General features: G+C 61.6%; 12 protein-coding genes. All 12 read left to right on the forward strand.

What is annotated here, in order from left to right; genetic code table 11:
- The first annotated feature begins 126 nt into the window (after positions 1-126).
- The 12 genes from mraZ (at position 127) to P0N66_RS00465 (ending at position 14286) form a co-directional block, all read left to right on the forward strand.
- Positions 127-606, forward strand: a complete 480-nt coding sequence (gene mraZ / locus P0N66_RS00410) for a division/cell wall cluster transcriptional repressor MraZ (protein ID WP_275801980.1) — start codon at positions 127-129, stop codon at positions 604-606.
- Positions 607-611: 5 nt separating this feature from the next.
- Positions 612-1523 carry a 16S rRNA (cytosine(1402)-N(4))-methyltransferase RsmH gene (rsmH, locus tag P0N66_RS00415; RefSeq protein ID WP_275801981.1) on the forward strand — a complete coding sequence of 304 codons (912 nt, stop codon included), beginning with the start codon at positions 612-614 and terminating at the stop codon, positions 1521-1523.
- Positions 1520-1846, forward strand: coding sequence for a hypothetical protein (locus P0N66_RS00420; RefSeq protein WP_275801982.1), 327 nt, complete (start codon positions 1520-1522; stop codon positions 1844-1846). The genes rsmH and P0N66_RS00420 overlap by 4 nt, the downstream gene beginning before the upstream one ends.
- Before the next feature lie 24 nt (positions 1847-1870).
- A complete protein-coding gene (locus P0N66_RS00425; RefSeq protein WP_275801983.1) occupies positions 1871-3862 on the forward strand; it encodes a PASTA domain-containing protein in 1992 nt (663 codons plus the stop codon).
- Positions 3862-5487 (forward strand): UDP-N-acetylmuramoyl-L-alanyl-D-glutamate--2,6-diaminopimelate ligase, encoded by a 1626-nt coding sequence (locus P0N66_RS00430; protein ID WP_275801984.1) that lies wholly within the window; start codon positions 3862-3864, stop codon positions 5485-5487. The genes P0N66_RS00425 and P0N66_RS00430 overlap by 1 nt, the downstream gene beginning before the upstream one ends.
- Positions 5488-5562: 75 nt before the next feature.
- On the forward strand, positions 5563-7074 hold the full coding sequence (locus tag P0N66_RS00435; RefSeq protein ID WP_275801985.1) for a UDP-N-acetylmuramoyl-tripeptide--D-alanyl-D-alanine ligase: 1512 nt from the start codon (positions 5563-5565) through the stop codon (positions 7072-7074).
- Positions 7074-8153: a phospho-N-acetylmuramoyl-pentapeptide-transferase gene (gene mraY, locus P0N66_RS00440; RefSeq protein ID WP_275801986.1), complete on the forward strand. Its 1080-nt coding sequence runs from the start codon at positions 7074-7076 to the stop codon at positions 8151-8153. The genes P0N66_RS00435 and mraY overlap by 1 nt, the downstream gene beginning before the upstream one ends.
- Before the next feature lie 163 nt (positions 8154-8316).
- Positions 8317-9807 carry a UDP-N-acetylmuramoyl-L-alanine--D-glutamate ligase gene (gene murD / locus P0N66_RS00445; protein WP_275801987.1) on the forward strand — a complete coding sequence of 497 codons (1491 nt, stop codon included), beginning with the start codon at positions 8317-8319 and terminating at the stop codon, positions 9805-9807.
- A gap of 52 nt (positions 9808-9859) precedes the next feature.
- Entirely contained in the window at positions 9860-10996 is a 1137-nt protein-coding gene (gene murG, locus P0N66_RS00450; protein WP_275801988.1) for an undecaprenyldiphospho-muramoylpentapeptide beta-N-acetylglucosaminyltransferase, read from the forward strand.
- 4 nt (positions 10997-11000) lie between these two features.
- Positions 11001-12392 carry a UDP-N-acetylmuramate--L-alanine ligase gene (murC, locus tag P0N66_RS00455; RefSeq protein WP_275801989.1) on the forward strand — a complete coding sequence of 464 codons (1392 nt, stop codon included), beginning with the start codon at positions 11001-11003 and terminating at the stop codon, positions 12390-12392.
- Positions 12392-13453 (forward strand): UDP-N-acetylmuramate dehydrogenase, encoded by a 1062-nt coding sequence (locus P0N66_RS00460; RefSeq protein WP_275801990.1) that lies wholly within the window; start codon positions 12392-12394, stop codon positions 13451-13453. Before murC ends, P0N66_RS00460 begins: the two co-directional genes overlap by 1 nt.
- The gene (locus P0N66_RS00465) at positions 13450-14286 is read left to right on the forward strand and encodes a cell division protein FtsQ/DivIB (protein WP_275801991.1); all 837 of its coding nucleotides are present in this window, start codon (positions 13450-13452) and stop codon (positions 14284-14286) included. Before P0N66_RS00460 ends, P0N66_RS00465 begins: the two co-directional genes overlap by 4 nt.
- Positions 14287-14328 lie beyond the last annotated feature (42 nt).

A 14328-nucleotide genomic window follows, 5' to 3' on the forward strand; every position in this document is an offset into this window, starting at 1 on the left:
TCTTGACACCCCCGGTTGTTTATCACTATAAGGTGTTTGGTGGTGCAAAGTGGGGCAAAGGGGGGCAAAGGGGGGCGAGATGAGGTTTTTCCGGGTATAACGTGGGTTTCAGCGGAGGAAAGTTGATTGACAGGTGAAGGCAGGCCGCGCACCCCGGTGTATCATTTCCGGGGGCGCTCGGAACATATTCTGGACGGCAAGGGGCGGCTCAGTATCGCCACCCGCTTCCGAGACGTTTTGCGCAAGCAGTACGACGAGCGGCTGATGGTCATGCCCTGGAAGACCTGCTTGAAGGCCTATCCTCTGCCCACTTGGGAAGAGCTGGAAGTAAGCCTGATGGCGCAAGGGAAAAAGCACCCCCAGCAACTTAAGATGATGCGCTACATGATCGGCGGCGTGGTGGAGTGCGCTCTTGATCGTCAGGGCCGCATTTTGCTGCCCCCCAACCTGCGCGATGAATGCGGTTTGCACAAAGATGTGGTGGTTAACGGCATGATCTCCTATTTCGAGATCTGGGACAAGGAGACTTGGGATCAGGTCAGCCGACCGACCAGTGAACAGTTTGTGGAATTTGAGCAGTCCCTGCTGGAGCTGGGGCTTTTTTAGAATTGATGGATACCGCCCATCAACCAGTGCTGTTGGCCGAATCCCTGTTCTGGCTGGCACCGGTCAGCGGCGGGATTTACGTTGACGGCAACTTGGGGATGGGAGGGCATGCCGCCGCCATCCTGGAAGCCAGCGCCCCGGCCGGCCAACTCATCGGTTTTGACTGGGATGAAGAGGCCCTGGCCCGGGCCGGTCGTAATCTGGCCCGTTTCGGCGACCGGCTGCATCTACAGCCGCGCAACTTTATCGAACTGGAGGCGACCTTGGCCGAACTGGCGATCAGCCATATCGACGGGATGCTGCTTGATCTGGGGCTGTCCTCGCTGCAGTTGGACAGTTCCGGGGAGGCTGCTGGGCCGGGGCGGGGATTCAGCTTCCGGCGGCCGGAACCTTTGGATATGCGGATGGATCGCCGCCAGGAACTTACGGCGGCGGATCTGCTCCGGGATATGAGCGCCGCTGAACTGTCCGACATCTTTTATTATTACGGGGAAGAGCGTCAGGCCCGGCGGATTGCCGGGCGGCTGGTGGAACAGCGGCGGCATACCCCCATCGAGAATACCGTGCAGTTGGCTGAACTGGTGGCTGCTGCGGTGCCCCGTCGTTTTCATCCCCGTAACATTCACGTTGCCACCCGGGTTTTTCAGGCCCTGCGGATTGCGGTCAACCGAGAACTTGAAAATCTCGAGAAAATCCTGGCCGCTGCTCCGTCGCACCTGTCTCCCAAAGCCCGTTTGGCGGTGATCTCTTTCCATTCACTGGAAGATCGTTTGGTCAAGCGGGCGTTTCGGGAAGATCCGCGGCTGGCAGTTCTCACCCCTCGGCCGATACAGCCGGGGGTGGCGGAATTGCAGCGCAATCCCAGGGCCCGCAGCGCCAAGCTGCGGGTGGCTGAACGCTGCAGCGAGGCAGCATGATCCGCCACGGCGGCAACCGTCGGGGTGGCGCTCATTCCCGGGCGCCCCGGTCGCCTGTCCGGGAATGGGGCCACCACCTGAAGCTCAAAGTCGGTGCGGTGCCTTTGCTGGTGCTGGCGATGGCGGTTTTGTGGCTGGCCTGGTCGGTGCATCAGGGGCAGGCGGCGGTGGTGGCTGAGCAGGCACGACAGGAGGATTTGTTGGAGAAACATCGGGAGTTAAGCCGGCAGCGAGACATCCTACAGGCCAGGGAGCGGATCGAAAAAGAGGCGGCCCGGCAGGGGTTGTATCCACCGGGGAAAGGACAGATTCAGCGTCCCTAGTGCAATGAGTTAAGGAGAACAGATATGCCCAGGACCATGAGCGCCAGACAGCGTGGCAAAAAAATGCTTTTTTTGATCCTGCTGTTGCCGGTGCTCGGCTTGGTCGTCTGGGGTTTCTTGAGTCTCTCTGGGGCCGATCAAAAGAGGCTGGCCGCCGGCTACCACGGAGAGACGCTGGTGAAGAGTTCCACTCTGCGGCGCAATAACATCTACGATCGCCACTTCGATACCCTGGCCCTTAGTTTCCGCCTCAGTTCCCTCTACGCCCGGCCACTTGAGATCAATGATCCGGAGGGAACAGCGGTTGAACTGGCGCGACTGCTGGACCTGGACTCACAGGTCCTGCTGGACTCTTTCCGCAGTGAGCGCAGCTTCGTGTGGTTGAGCCGCCAGACCAGGCAGGAAGTGGCGGACGAAGTGCTGGGCCTGGGGTTGCCCGGCATTTACGTCATGCCGGGTTCCCATCGATACTACCCCCATCGCGACGGCGCCGCGCATGCGGTTGGCTTTGTCAAGGATGAACAGGGGCTGGCCGGTATCGAACTTTCCTACGATAATATTCTGCGGGGCGGAGTCAGTGATATCCGTCTGGCCGCCGCCGGGGTTCCCGACCGGGTAACGGCCGGCGGCGGGGTGCATCTGGTCAGTACCCTGGATATTGCCTTGCAGCGCGAACTGGAACATCGCTTGGCGCGGGTGCTGCGCTCGGTGGACGGTGCTGCTGCTGCCGGATTGGTAATGGAAGTGGCCACCGGGGCGGTGCTGGCCATGGCCAGTCTGCCGGCCTACGATCCCAATCGTTTCTGGGCCGCCGGGGCTGAAGAGCGGCTCAATCGGGCCGTCATCCAGGTTCACATCGGCGCCCTGCGTGAACTTTTTCAGCGGGCAGCTGGCGAAGATGACCGTGTGCGCCCAGCGACTAGCTTGGCTGGCGGAGCAGGGACGGCCACGAGGGAGGGGTTGTGGTATCGTCTCGCGCCGGATGTTTACGCTTCAGCCTTCCTTGGCGGCAACAGCCGGACCGGTAGTTTTTGGTCGGAAGAGTTTTTGCGGCAGGTCGGGCTATGCCAGGATAGTGACCTGGATCTGTTGGAAGGCAGAAGTATGGGGCAAATCATGCAGGCCGAGGATATTGAGGGGGAAGGGTGCCGGCAGTTGCTCCAGGATAATAGGGCCGCCGTAAATGGGGTCTCACTGCTGGCCTCCTTCAGCCGGTTGGTTAACGCCGGCAGCCCGGTGAAGCCGCACGTGATCAAAGGGTTCTGGGATGGGGAGGAGTTTTGGCCGCGGCAGTCGGCAGTGGCTGTTGAGACGGCGCCGGCGGCAACCGGAACCTGGGCGCTCAAAGAGCTATTAAATCAAACTGGCAGCAGCGGCCAAGTGGCCACTTATGAGAGCCTGGTGGCCGAAGTCGGGCCTCTTGCTCTCCAAACTGCCGAATTAGCGGCTATGAATGCGGAATCGCCGCCCGGATCAGGGGGGGTGCAGGAAAATCAGCCCGCTGAAACGGCGGCCGAACTGTCCGACCGGCCCAAACGCTACCAGGCGGTGATGCTGGGGCTGGCCCCGAGGGAGAAACCGGTGCTGGCGGCCCTGATCTTTGTTGAACGGGCCGGCCTTGATCTTGAATTGCCCTCGCCGTTGGCGGGAGTGATTCGCGATCTTGACCAATGGAGCAACAGGCTTAACCAGTCAGCTCCTCTTCCCGCATCGGCAACGATTCTGGCGCGGGAGGAAGCCCTGTATCATAAGTGGCTGGAGAAGCAGGAAACCGGTGAGTTGCAGATGCATGCAACGGCACGCCGGGCGCCGGAGAAAATGCCTGATGTGGTGGGGTTGAGCTTGCGTAAGGCTTTACAGGTTTTACATTCTTCCGGTCTGCGTTTCCAGGTAAAGGGCAGCGGCCGGGTGGTTTATCAGGAGCCACCGCCCGGCGCCTCGCTCCGGGGCGTGGATGAAGGAGTTATCGAGCTCAGGGTGCCCGGTGGCGAGATGGTAGCAGCCGGGTCAAATTAATGAAGGTGCGCCAATTGTTCAAAGCGGCGGCGGTTGATTATACGGTGCTGGCCGGGCGGGAAGACGGGGCACCGGAGGTAACGTCGGTCACCGCTGATTCGCGCCGGGCTGGTCCCGGTTCGCTTTTTGTGGCTTTGCCGGGTACCCGGGTGGATGGCCATGACTATCTCGCTGCCGCAGTGAAGCAGGGTTGCCGGGTAGTGCTCTGCAAGACGGGCTGCCGTACGCCGGTGGGGCAGGGGGGGGAAGTGCTGCATCTGGCCACCGCCGATACCCGGGCCGCTTTTGGCCGGTTGTGTGCGGCATTACGCGGTTTCCCGGCGCGGGAGATGACGATGATCGGCATCACCGGCACCAATGGCAAGACCACCGCCTCCTATCTGCTGGAAGAGTTGATCCGCCAGTCAGGCGGAGAGCCCGGAGTGATCGGCACGGTCAATTACCGTTACCGGCACCGGGTGATGCCGGCCACCCATACCACGCCGGATCCGGAAAGTCTGCAGCAGTTGTTGCGGGAGATGGCCGATGCCGGGGTAAGCCATGTGGTCATGGAAGTTTCATCCCATGCTCTGGAGCAGCAACGGGTGGCGGGCATTGCCTTCGATGTCGCGCTGTTCACCAATCTCAGCCACGAGCATCTGGATTACCATGGCGATATGGCCAGTTACTTTGCCGGCAAGAAACGTCTGTTTGATCATTATTTAAAGCCCGGTGGGGCGGCAGTAGTGCTGGACGGCCGGGCTGAACAGGATGATGCGGCAGGCGATGTCTGGAATCAAAGGCTGATTGCGGAGCTGTTGCCCAGGGTCATACCGGCAACCGCCAGTCGTCGGCCCCAGCCTGGAGAGTTGCGGTTGTGGCGCTGTGGCGCCCGGGGGGCAGAACTGCGCTTGTTGCGCCGCCGTCTGAGCCTGGTCGGCATTGAAGCGGAGCTACATAGTGAGGCCGGGGAATGGCAACTGCGCTCTACCCTGGTGGGCGACTTTAATCTGGATAATCTCTTGGGGGTGGCCGGGGTCGGCCTGGCCTTGGGGATGAGCCCCGAAACCATCGCCGCAGCTTTGGGTGGAGCGTCGCCGCCCCCTGGTCGTTTGGAGCGTTTCAGTTCCGGCCGCGGGGTGGAGGTGCTGGTGGATTACGCCCACACCCCCGATGCCCTGGGGCATGTACTGAAGGCCTTGCGTGAGTTGACCCCGGGCCGGCTGATCGTTGTTTTTGGCTGTGGTGGCGACCGGGATCAGGTCAAGCGCCCGCTGATGGGGCAAGTTGCTGCCGGGTTGGCGGACATCGTGGTTCTCACCTCGGACAACCCCCGCAGTGAACAGCCGGCCGCCATCATGGCTGATATCCAGCGGGGTCTTGAAGGGGCGGGAGTCCGGCGGGGGCGGTTGGAAAACCTGTTGAAAGGCGAAAGGGGCGAGGCGAGAAAATGCCGGGGCTACGACCTGCTGGTCTCCCGTCGCCAGGCAATTCGGGACACTATTTTTCACGCTCGACTCGGGGATGTGGTGCTGGTTTGCGGTAAGGGTCATGAAACCACGCAGGTGATCGCGGGTCGCTGTCTGATGTTTGACGATCGGCAGGAGGTAAGAGAACAACTGGCGGTAATGACCCAGGCGGGTTAGAATGCAAGCTTTTTACTTCGTCAAAAAAATAAGGGGTTGCTGCATGCTTGCCAATTTTATTCAAGAGGGGGAGAAATGGAGCCGGCACGAACTTTGAGCGAGCGCCAGCCGCGGTGGCGAGCCTGTCGGCGGGCGGAATTCGGCTACGGCTTTGCTTTGGCCCAGAATCCGGTATGGACCCTGGACCAGGTTTTGCTGGCCACCGGCGGTCGTCTGTGGGGGAATTGCACGGAGGCGGTTTTTCGCCTGGTTTCGGCCGACAGCCGAACCATCGAAGCGGGTGATCTTTTCATCGCCCTGCGGGGAGAAAATTTTGATGGCCACCAGTTTGCGGCGGAGGTTATTCACAAAGGGGCTGCCGGCCTGGTGCTGGAAAAGACCCCGACGGAGCCGGTACCGGTACCGGTGGTGCTGGTCCCTGATACTTTGCAGGCCCTGGGGGATCTGGCCCATTACCGCCGGTTGCAAATGAAAGAGCTGACCGTGCTGGCCATTACCGGCAGTTCCGGTAAGACAACGGTTAAGGAGATGACCGCCGCCGTCATGGAGCAGGGGTGGGGTCGGCAACGGGTTTTAAAAACTCGGGGTAATCTCAATAACCTCATCGGTCTGCCCCTTTCCTTGTTGCCGGTGGATGCGCACCATCAGGCGGCGGTGCTGGAGATGGGAATGAATCGCTTTGGCGAGATTGCCCGGATGACGGAAATTGCCCAGCCGGATATTGCCTGTATCACCAATGTTCAGGAAGCCCATTTGGCCGGGCTGGTTGATGTCGACGGGGTGGCCCGGGCCAAAGGGGAATTGTTTTGTGGCATGCGTCCCTGGACCACGCTGGTGGTCAACCGGGACGACCCCAGAGTATGGCGGCTGGCCGACAAACTGCCCCAGCGCCGGATTACCTTCGGCCGCAAACCCGGCGCCATGGTGCGGGCCACCCATTTGCGCAGTCGGGGTGAGGAAGGCATGAGCTTTACCCTGACCATCGCCGATCAGTGGCGGGGACGGGTGAAGATCACGGCGCTGGGGGCTCACAACGTGCAGAATGCCTTGACGGCCGCCGCCCTGGCCGTGGCTGCCGGGCTTGAACCGCGGGAGATCGTGGCTGGCCTGGAAAGTTATCGGCCATTTGCCAAGCGGCTGCGGATTCAGCCTTTTGTTGCCGGGCTGAAACTGATTGATGATTCCTACAACGCCAACCCTTCATCCATGCTGGCCGCCCTTGAGACGGTGCATAACCTCCGTCGTAACCGCAAGGTAGTGGCGATCCTGGGAGACATGCTGGAACTGGGCAGCCATGGCTCGGCGGCCCATCGCTTTATCGGCGAGAAAGTGGCCCGGCTTGGTTTTGATTACCTCCTGACGGTGGGTGAGTTTGCCGGTGAGACGGCTCGCGCCGCCCGTCGGGCCGGGATGGATGCCGGCCGGGTACGGGCCTGTGTCGATAAAAAGGAAATCGGCGCCTGGCTGTTGGAGGCGGCGGCCAAAGGCAAACTTAAAACCGATGATCTGGTGCTGCTCAAAGCCTCCCGCGGCATGCAAATGGAAACCATCGTTGAGGCCCTGAGTGCCGGGCGGGAGCAGGGGTAATGCTTTATCATCTGCTTTATCCGCTGCATGAATACTTGAGCGTGCTCAACGTTTTCCGGTACATCACCTTTCGTTGTATCGGGGCGGCGCTGACCGCTTTTTTCATGGTGCTGGTGTTGGGGCCGCCTTTCATTGCCTGGCTCAAGGCCCGCCAGATCGGCCAGGTGATCCGGGAGAACGGGCCGGAGAGTCATTACTCTAAAAGCGGGGTCCCCACCATGGGCGGCTTGTTGATCCTGGCCGCAGTGGCGGTAACCACCCTGCTCTGGGTCGACCTTGGCAACCGTTTTGTATGGCTGATCCTGGCGGTATTGCTCTGGTTTGGGGCCATTGGAGCCTACGATGACTGGCGCAAGATCCACAAGCAAAACAGCCAGGGCTTGGGCGTGCGGGGCAAGCTGCTGCTACAGGCCGCCGGGGCCGGGTCGGCGATGGCGGTTATGTTCTGGTTGCCCGGCTTTGACGGCCATTTGAGCTTTCCTTTTTTCAAGGAATTCCGGCCGGACTTGGGCGTCTGGTACTGCCTGTTCGCCCTGTTGGTGGTGGTGGGGGCCTCCAATGCGGTTAACCTTACCGACGGTCTGGATGGCCTGGTCACCGGCCCGGTGGTAATAACCGGCACAGTTTATCTGGTCTTTTCATATCTGGCCGGGCATGCGGTGCTGGCTTCTTATCTCCAGATCCCGCATGTGCCGGGAGCAGGAGAAGTAGCAGTGTTCAGCGGTGCTTTGGTGGGAGCCTGCTTGGGGTTCCTGTGGTTCAACACCTTCCCGGCCCAGGTTTTCATGGGAGATACCGGTTCCTTGGGCATTGGCGCGGCGTTGGGGATGGTGGCGATTATTACCAAGCAGGAGTTTCTGCTGGCCATGGTTGGAGGGATCTTCGTCCTGGAGGCGCTGTCGGTTATTCTCCAGGTGGGATTTTTTAAGCTGAGCGGGGGTAAAAGAATTTTTTTAATGGCCCCCTTTCATCACCATTTTGAGAAAAAAGGCTGGCAGGAACCCAAAATTGTGGTTCGCTTCTGGATTATCTCCATTGTGCTGGGGCTGTTGGCCATTGCCACCCTGAAGTTGAGATAAAGGTAATCGTCCAGCAGCACCGCATCTTCGGGCGATCAGCCAAGCTTGCGTACAGGGGGTACGCGGCGCTTGGCTGCTTACCCGAACCTGCGGCACTGCTGAACGATTACCGCTCCGTTAATTTAGTAGGTTATTGGCCCGGTTGAACTGTTGAGTCGGAAAAATGGGCGACGGTAAAGGTGAGAAAATGAACTCCCCGGTGAATCTGGAAGGAAAACATGTGCTGGTGGTGGGCCTGGGTAAATCCGGGATTGCGGCGGCGCGGTTCCTGTTGGCGCAGGGCGTCAGAATTTCGGTCTCCGAAGAGGGAAGGGCGATGGCGTCGAACAGCGAAACTGTGCAGTGGCTGCAGGCACGGGGAGTGTATTGCGAAGTGGGAGGGCACTCGCCGGAGCTTTTTGCCGGGGTCGATGTTATCCTGTTGAGTCCCGGAGTGCCGCTGGATATCCCTGCCCTGGCAATGGCCCGGGCCGCCGGGGTGCCGATCATCGGCGAACTGGCCCTGGCTTCGCGCTATCTCCGTACCCCGGTGATTGCCGTTACTGGCACCAACGGCAAGAGCACCGTTACCACCCTGATTGGTGATCTGCTGCGGGCCGCCGGTTATCAGGTTTTCGTTGGGGGTAACCTGGGCACTCCGCTGTGCAAATACCTGGCCGGCCCCCAAGAGGCGGACTGGGCAGTGCTGGAGGTGAGTAGCTTCCAGCTGGACAGTGCCGGCGATTTCTGCCCTGAGATCGGGGTGCTGCTCAATATTTCTCCGGATCATCTCGACCGTTATCCCGATTACGCCGCCTACGCCGCCGCCAAATGGCGGCTGCTGGCCAACCAGGGATCGGAGCAGCGGGCGGTGATCAACCGTGATGACCCGGAAATCGCCCGCCTGCTGGCGGCGGCGCCGCCGGCGGCCAGTGTGTTTAGCTTTGGCGGCCGGGGCTTTGCCGGGCCACTGGTGGTTGAAGAAAAAAATGGCGCGGTGCCCGGGGGAGCGGCCGGAGTTATCCGGCTTGGCCTGGCCGGGAAGAGTGAAGAGCACGAAGAGTACCCCTTGCCAGACAATGAGTTGGCGCTAGAACCAAACCGCCAGAATGCCCTGGCTGCGGTATTGGCGGCCCGCCTGGCCGGCTGCCCGCCGGCGGCGGTGGCGCCGGCCCTGGCCGCCTTTCGGGCGCTGCCCCATCGCCTGGCTTTGGTGGCGACGGTGGAAGGAGTGCGCTACTACGATGACTCCAAGGCCACCAACATCGGAGCGGTCAATTCGGCGCTGCAGGGGATCACCGGGCCGGTGGTGCTGATTGCCGGTGGGCTGGACAAAGGCGGTGACTACCGGTTGCTGCTGTCGGCGGTGCAGGAAAAGGTGCGGGCCGTAGTTTTGATCGGTTCGGCCCGGGAAAAAATGCGGGCCGCCCTGGCGCCGACGGTGCCGGTCACCGAGGCGGAAGACTTACCGGCGGCGGTACGGCTTGCCGCTAGTCTGGCGGCTCCTGGTGATGCGGTGCTGCTGTCCCCGGCCTGTGCCAGCTTCGATATGTTTACCAGTTATACCCAACGGGGTGAGGTTTTCCGCCGAGTAGTCCGGGAACTGGCGGTTAATGGTGACGGTGGCGGCGGTCTGCCGGGGCACTGCCCGGTGATGGAGGCGATGTTTGCATGAAAAGGCTGGTGGGAACATACCTGGCGGTGCCGGCCTCTGCGAGGAGAGGCTGATGGCCGTCAGACTGGTGATTACCGGTGGCGGCACCGGCGGCCATCTGTTCCCGGGGATAGCCGTGGCCGATGAATTGTTGGCCCGCTATCCCGACAGCGAGGTGCTCTTCATTGGTACCGGCCGAGAGATCGATCGCCGGGCCTTGGCGGATAAGCCTTATCGTCAGGCCACTCTCACCGGCAGTGGCCTAAAGGGGATCTCCTGGGCCGGCCAGATGGTCTCCCTGGCCAGGGTTCCGGTTGGGCTATGGCAGGCGTTGCTGCTGCTGCGGAAATTTAAGCCCCACTTGGTGCTGGGGGTTGGTGGCTATGTTACCGGGCCGGTGCTGCTGGCCGCTCGGGTGCTGGGAATAACGTCCTGTATTCACGAACAGAATTCGGTACCTGGGCTTACCAATCGCTTGCTGGGCCGTTTCGTCGACCGGGTGTTTCTCTCGCTGCCGGATCAGAGCGGTTATTTCCCTGCGGCCAAGACCATCCTGGTGGGTAATCCACTGCGTCTGGAACTGCTGGCGGCGGCCAGGCAGGCCGAGATGACGGAGAGCAGCAAGGTTTCACCGGCAAAGGAAAAAAAAATCACCAATCACCTGTTGGTGCTGGGGGGGAGCCAGGGAGCCCACCGGGTTAACCAATTGATGGTGGAGGCGGCCCGGTTGCTGGCCGCCCAGGGCATAACCCCGGCCATCCGACATCAGACCGGGCGTCATGACCAGGAGATGGCGACCGAACAGTACCATCAGGCCGGGGTTGAAGCCGAGGTGCAGACCTTTGTTAACGACATGGCCGCCGCTTACCTGGCCGCCGACCTGGTGGTCTCCCGAGCCGGGGCCACCACCCTGGCGGAGCTGGCCCTGTTCGGCAAACCGGCGTTGCTGATCCCATACCCCCACGCCGCCGATGATCATCAACGGCGCAATGCCGAGATCATGGTAAACCAGGGGGCGGCTCGGCTGTTGCCGGAAAAAGATCTGAGCCCCCGGGATCTGGCCGGGCAGATCAGGGAACTGCTGGCTGATGAAGAGGCCAGGATAAAAATGGCGGCTCAGGCCCGTAAAATGGCCCGGCCCCAGGCCGCCGCCGAAATCATCGCTCAGGGCCTGGCGGTGGGCGGAAATCGAGCAAGAGGGGAAAAATAACCAAATGTATCGTAAAAATCAGCATATTCATTTTGTCGGCATCGGCGGCATAGGCATGAGTGGTATTGCTGAACTGCTGCTCAACCTGGGCTACCGGGTCAGCGGTTCAGATCTGCGGGAGAGCCGGATCACCAGGCGGTTGCGGGAGCTGGGCGGAGAGATCAACATCGGCCATGACCGCCGCTGGATTGCCAAAGCCGATGTGGTGGTGACCTCATCGGCGGTCAAATCGGATAATCCCGAGGTGGTGGCCGCCCATGAGGCCTTGGTCCCGGTGATTCCCCGGGCTGAGATGCTGGCTGAACTGATGCGACTCAAGGTCAACGGGATTGCCGTTGCCGGCAGCCACGGCAAAACCTCCACCACTTCCATGGCCGGCACCCTGCTGGCCGAGGCCGGGCTTGATCCCACGGTGGTAATCGGCGGCCAGGTCAACAGCTTCGGCTCCAACGCCAAACTGGGCGAGGGCGATTTTCTGGTGGCCGAAGCCGACGAGTCTGACGGCTCCTTTTTGAAGCTCTCGCCGGTGCTGGAGATCGTGACCAACATCGACCTGGAGCATGTGGATCATTATCATGACCTGGAGGCGGTCAAGGCGGCCTTTCTGGAGTTCATCAACCGGATTCCCTTTTACGGTGCCGCCATTCTCTGCCTCGACGACCCCAATGTGGCCGCCCTGCTGCCCCTGGTGCGCAAACGCACCATTACCTACGGGCTGAGCAGCCAGGCCGATGTCCAGGCCCGGGAAATAGTCGCCCGCGGTTTTATCTCCCGCTTCGAGGTCTGGCAGCGAGGTCGACGGCTGGGGCAGGTGACCCTGGCGGTGCCGGGCCGGCACAACGTTTACAACGCCCTGGCGGTGATCGCCTTGGGTCTGGAGCTGGAAATCCCCTTCACCGTCATCGCCCGGGCTTTAAGCACCTACAGCGGGGTGCAGCGACGGCTGGAGGTCAAAGGTGAGGTTGACGGCATTACCGTGGTTGACGATTACGGGCATCATCCCACCGAAATCCGGGCCACCCTGGCGGCTATGCGTGAGGCCTGGCCCAAGCGCCGGCTGGTGGTGCTGTTTCAGCCTCACCGCTACAGCCGTACCGCCGGGCTGTTGCAGGATTTTTGTACCTCTTTCCACGATGCCGATCTGTTGCTGCTGGACGATATCTATGCCGCCGGCGAGGATCCCATCGCCACGGTGGCCGGTGCGGCGCTGGCCCAAGCCATTCGCCGACACGGCCAGAAAGAGGTGGAATATGTGCCTGGCCTGATCGATCAGTCGGCGGCGGTGATGTCAATGCTGCGGCGCGGTGACGTGGTCCTGACCCTGGGGGCCGGTAATATTTGGCGGCTGGGAGAAAGCGTGCTCACCGCTTTATCGGCCAAGGACCAGGCGGCTTAGTGGCGGCAGCGGGATGCGAATTGCTCCGGCGCTTGCCCGGAGATTGCCTGGCCGCGGCTGATCGCTGCCCCCTGTTCTCTGAAAACTGGTCCGGTGCGTTGCGTCGACATGAACCCCTGGCTCCTTTGACCACCTTCAAGGTGGGCGGACCGGCGGCGATTACGGCTCGCCCCAGTGACTTACGGGAGTTGACGGTGCTGCTGGCGATTCTCCAGCGCCAGGGTTGCCCCTGGCGGGTGCTTGGCCGGGGGAGCAATCTGCTGGTGGCCGACCGGGGCTATGCCGGGGTGGCCATTGTGCTGGATCGGCGCTTGGGTAAAATCGAGCTTTTGCCGGTTACGCCAGCGATGGGGCGGCCCCAGGAAAATGTTTACCTGGTAAGGGTGGAGGCCGGCTGCAGCCTGGCGGCCTTGCTGAACTGGACGATCAGGAACGGTTTGGGGGGGCTGGAATTCCTGGCTGGTATTCCCGGCAGCATTGGCGGCGCCGTGGTAATGAACGCTGGGGCCTTTGGGCAATCGCTGGGCGAAAAAGTAGTGGCCCTGGAGCTGGTTTCCGCCTCCGGGACTAGAACGGCGGCCCCGTCCCGCCCCGGCTTACGAGCGGCAGCCGTTTTGGGGGGAAAAGTGCCAGCCGAGCAAATGGGACCAAAGCTTGAAATCAGTTTCACTTACCGCCACTTGCAAGGCCTGGCCCCGTTTGAGGTGGTCGGGGCGGCCATTCTGGCCGTGGAGCCCAAGCCGGCGGCGGAAATAAAAAAAAATGTCCGGCGGCATCTGGGCCGGCGTCGGGCCGCGCAGCCCGGGGGGGTTGCCAGTGCCGGTTCATTTTTCAAAAACCCCCCCGGGGATTACGCCGGTCGCCTGATCGAAGCGGCGGGGTTGAAAGGGAGACGGGTGGGGCGGGCCGAAGTCTCGCCGGCCCACGCCAATTTTCTGGTCAACCTGGGTGGAGCCCGGGCTGAGGACCTGCACGCGCTGGCGGTCCGGGTGCAGGATGAAGTGCGGCGGCACAGCGGGGTGGAACTGAAACCGGAGGTTCATTTACTGGGGTTTGAATGAGAGGCAGAAAACCGGTAAGACAAAAAAAATGGCTAACTCGTCGGGGCGGCCCCGGGTCAGCCGCGAATTCTGGCTTTGTCGGCAAACTGGCGGTGCTGGGTCTGGGATTGGCGGCCATGCTGCTGGTGGCCTGGTTCAGCGGCATGCTGTTGCTGCAGCAACTGGGGCAGTCGTCCTTTTTTCAGCTTACTTCGATCAGGATCGACGGTGGGGTGCGGACCACCAAAAAGGAGGTTCTGGCCTTGAGCGGCCTGGATGTCCATAGTAACCTGCTGGCCTTGTCGGTCGGCACATTGCGCCGGCGCATCGAGGCCCATGGCTGGATCGAGTCGGCGGAGATTCGCCGGGAGTGGCCAAGCCGCCTGCAGATAACCATTAAAGAGCGACGGCCGCTGGCCATCCTCAGTTTGCCGGACGGGCTTTATTACGCGGATCGCCAGGGGCTGCCCTTTGCGCCGGCAGAACCTCCGGAGGAGCTGGACTTTCCGGTGGTCACCGGCCTGGGAGAGGTTGATGCCTGGTCGGAAGAGCAGCGTAGGGCCCTGTGGCGGGCGCTGCATCTGATCCGGCTGGCAGGTCGGGGGGGAGTGATTCTGCCGGCCCAGGGGATTTCAGAACTCAACCTGGCGGCGGACGGTGCCGTGACCCTTTTTCTGGTCAGCCGTCCCTTCCCGGTGTACCTGGGCCGGGAGCCGGAGGTGGCGCTGAGCTATAACCGCCTGGTGCGGGTGCTGAACTGGTTGTACAAAGAAAGGGTGTTTGCGGAAACCGCGGCCATCCGGATGGATTATCTGCCGGGCCAGGTGCTGGTGGAGAAAACCAGCGGCGGCTGAGCGCCCGGCTGAAGCAGGTGAGAGGAAAAGAGGAAAATTCGT

Source organism: Desulfurivibrio dismutans (genome assembly GCF_029210385.1).
GTDB lineage: Bacteria > Desulfobacterota > Desulfobulbia > Desulfobulbales > Desulfurivibrionaceae > Desulfurivibrio > Desulfurivibrio dismutans.

Excerpts from the sequence above, each read along its gene's own strand:
- rsmH (WP_275801981.1), top strand. The coding sequence starts at position 612 with ATGGATACCGCCCATCAACCAGTGCTGTTGGCCGAATCCCTGTTCTGG.
- P0N66_RS00420 (WP_275801982.1), top strand. The coding sequence starts at position 1,520 with ATGATCCGCCACGGCGGCAACCGTCGGGGTGGCGCTCATTCCCGGGCG.
- P0N66_RS00425 (WP_275801983.1), top strand. The coding sequence starts at position 1,871 with ATGCCCAGGACCATGAGCGCCAGACAGCGTGGCAAAAAAATGCTTTTT.
- P0N66_RS00430 (WP_275801984.1), top strand. The coding sequence starts at position 3,862 with ATGAAGGTGCGCCAATTGTTCAAAGCGGCGGCGGTTGATTATACGGTG.
- P0N66_RS00435 (WP_275801985.1), top strand. The coding sequence starts at position 5,563 with ATGGAGCCGGCACGAACTTTGAGCGAGCGCCAGCCGCGGTGGCGAGCC.
- mraY (WP_275801986.1), top strand. The coding sequence starts at position 7,074 with ATGCTTTATCATCTGCTTTATCCGCTGCATGAATACTTGAGCGTGCTC.
- murD (WP_275801987.1), top strand. The coding sequence starts at position 8,317 with ATGGGCGACGGTAAAGGTGAGAAAATGAACTCCCCGGTGAATCTGGAA.
- murG (WP_275801988.1), top strand. The coding sequence starts at position 9,860 with ATGGCCGTCAGACTGGTGATTACCGGTGGCGGCACCGGCGGCCATCTG.
- murC (WP_275801989.1), top strand. The coding sequence starts at position 11,001 with ATGTATCGTAAAAATCAGCATATTCATTTTGTCGGCATCGGCGGCATA.
- P0N66_RS00465 (WP_275801991.1), top strand. The coding sequence starts at position 13,450 with ATGAGAGGCAGAAAACCGGTAAGACAAAAAAAATGGCTAACTCGTCGG.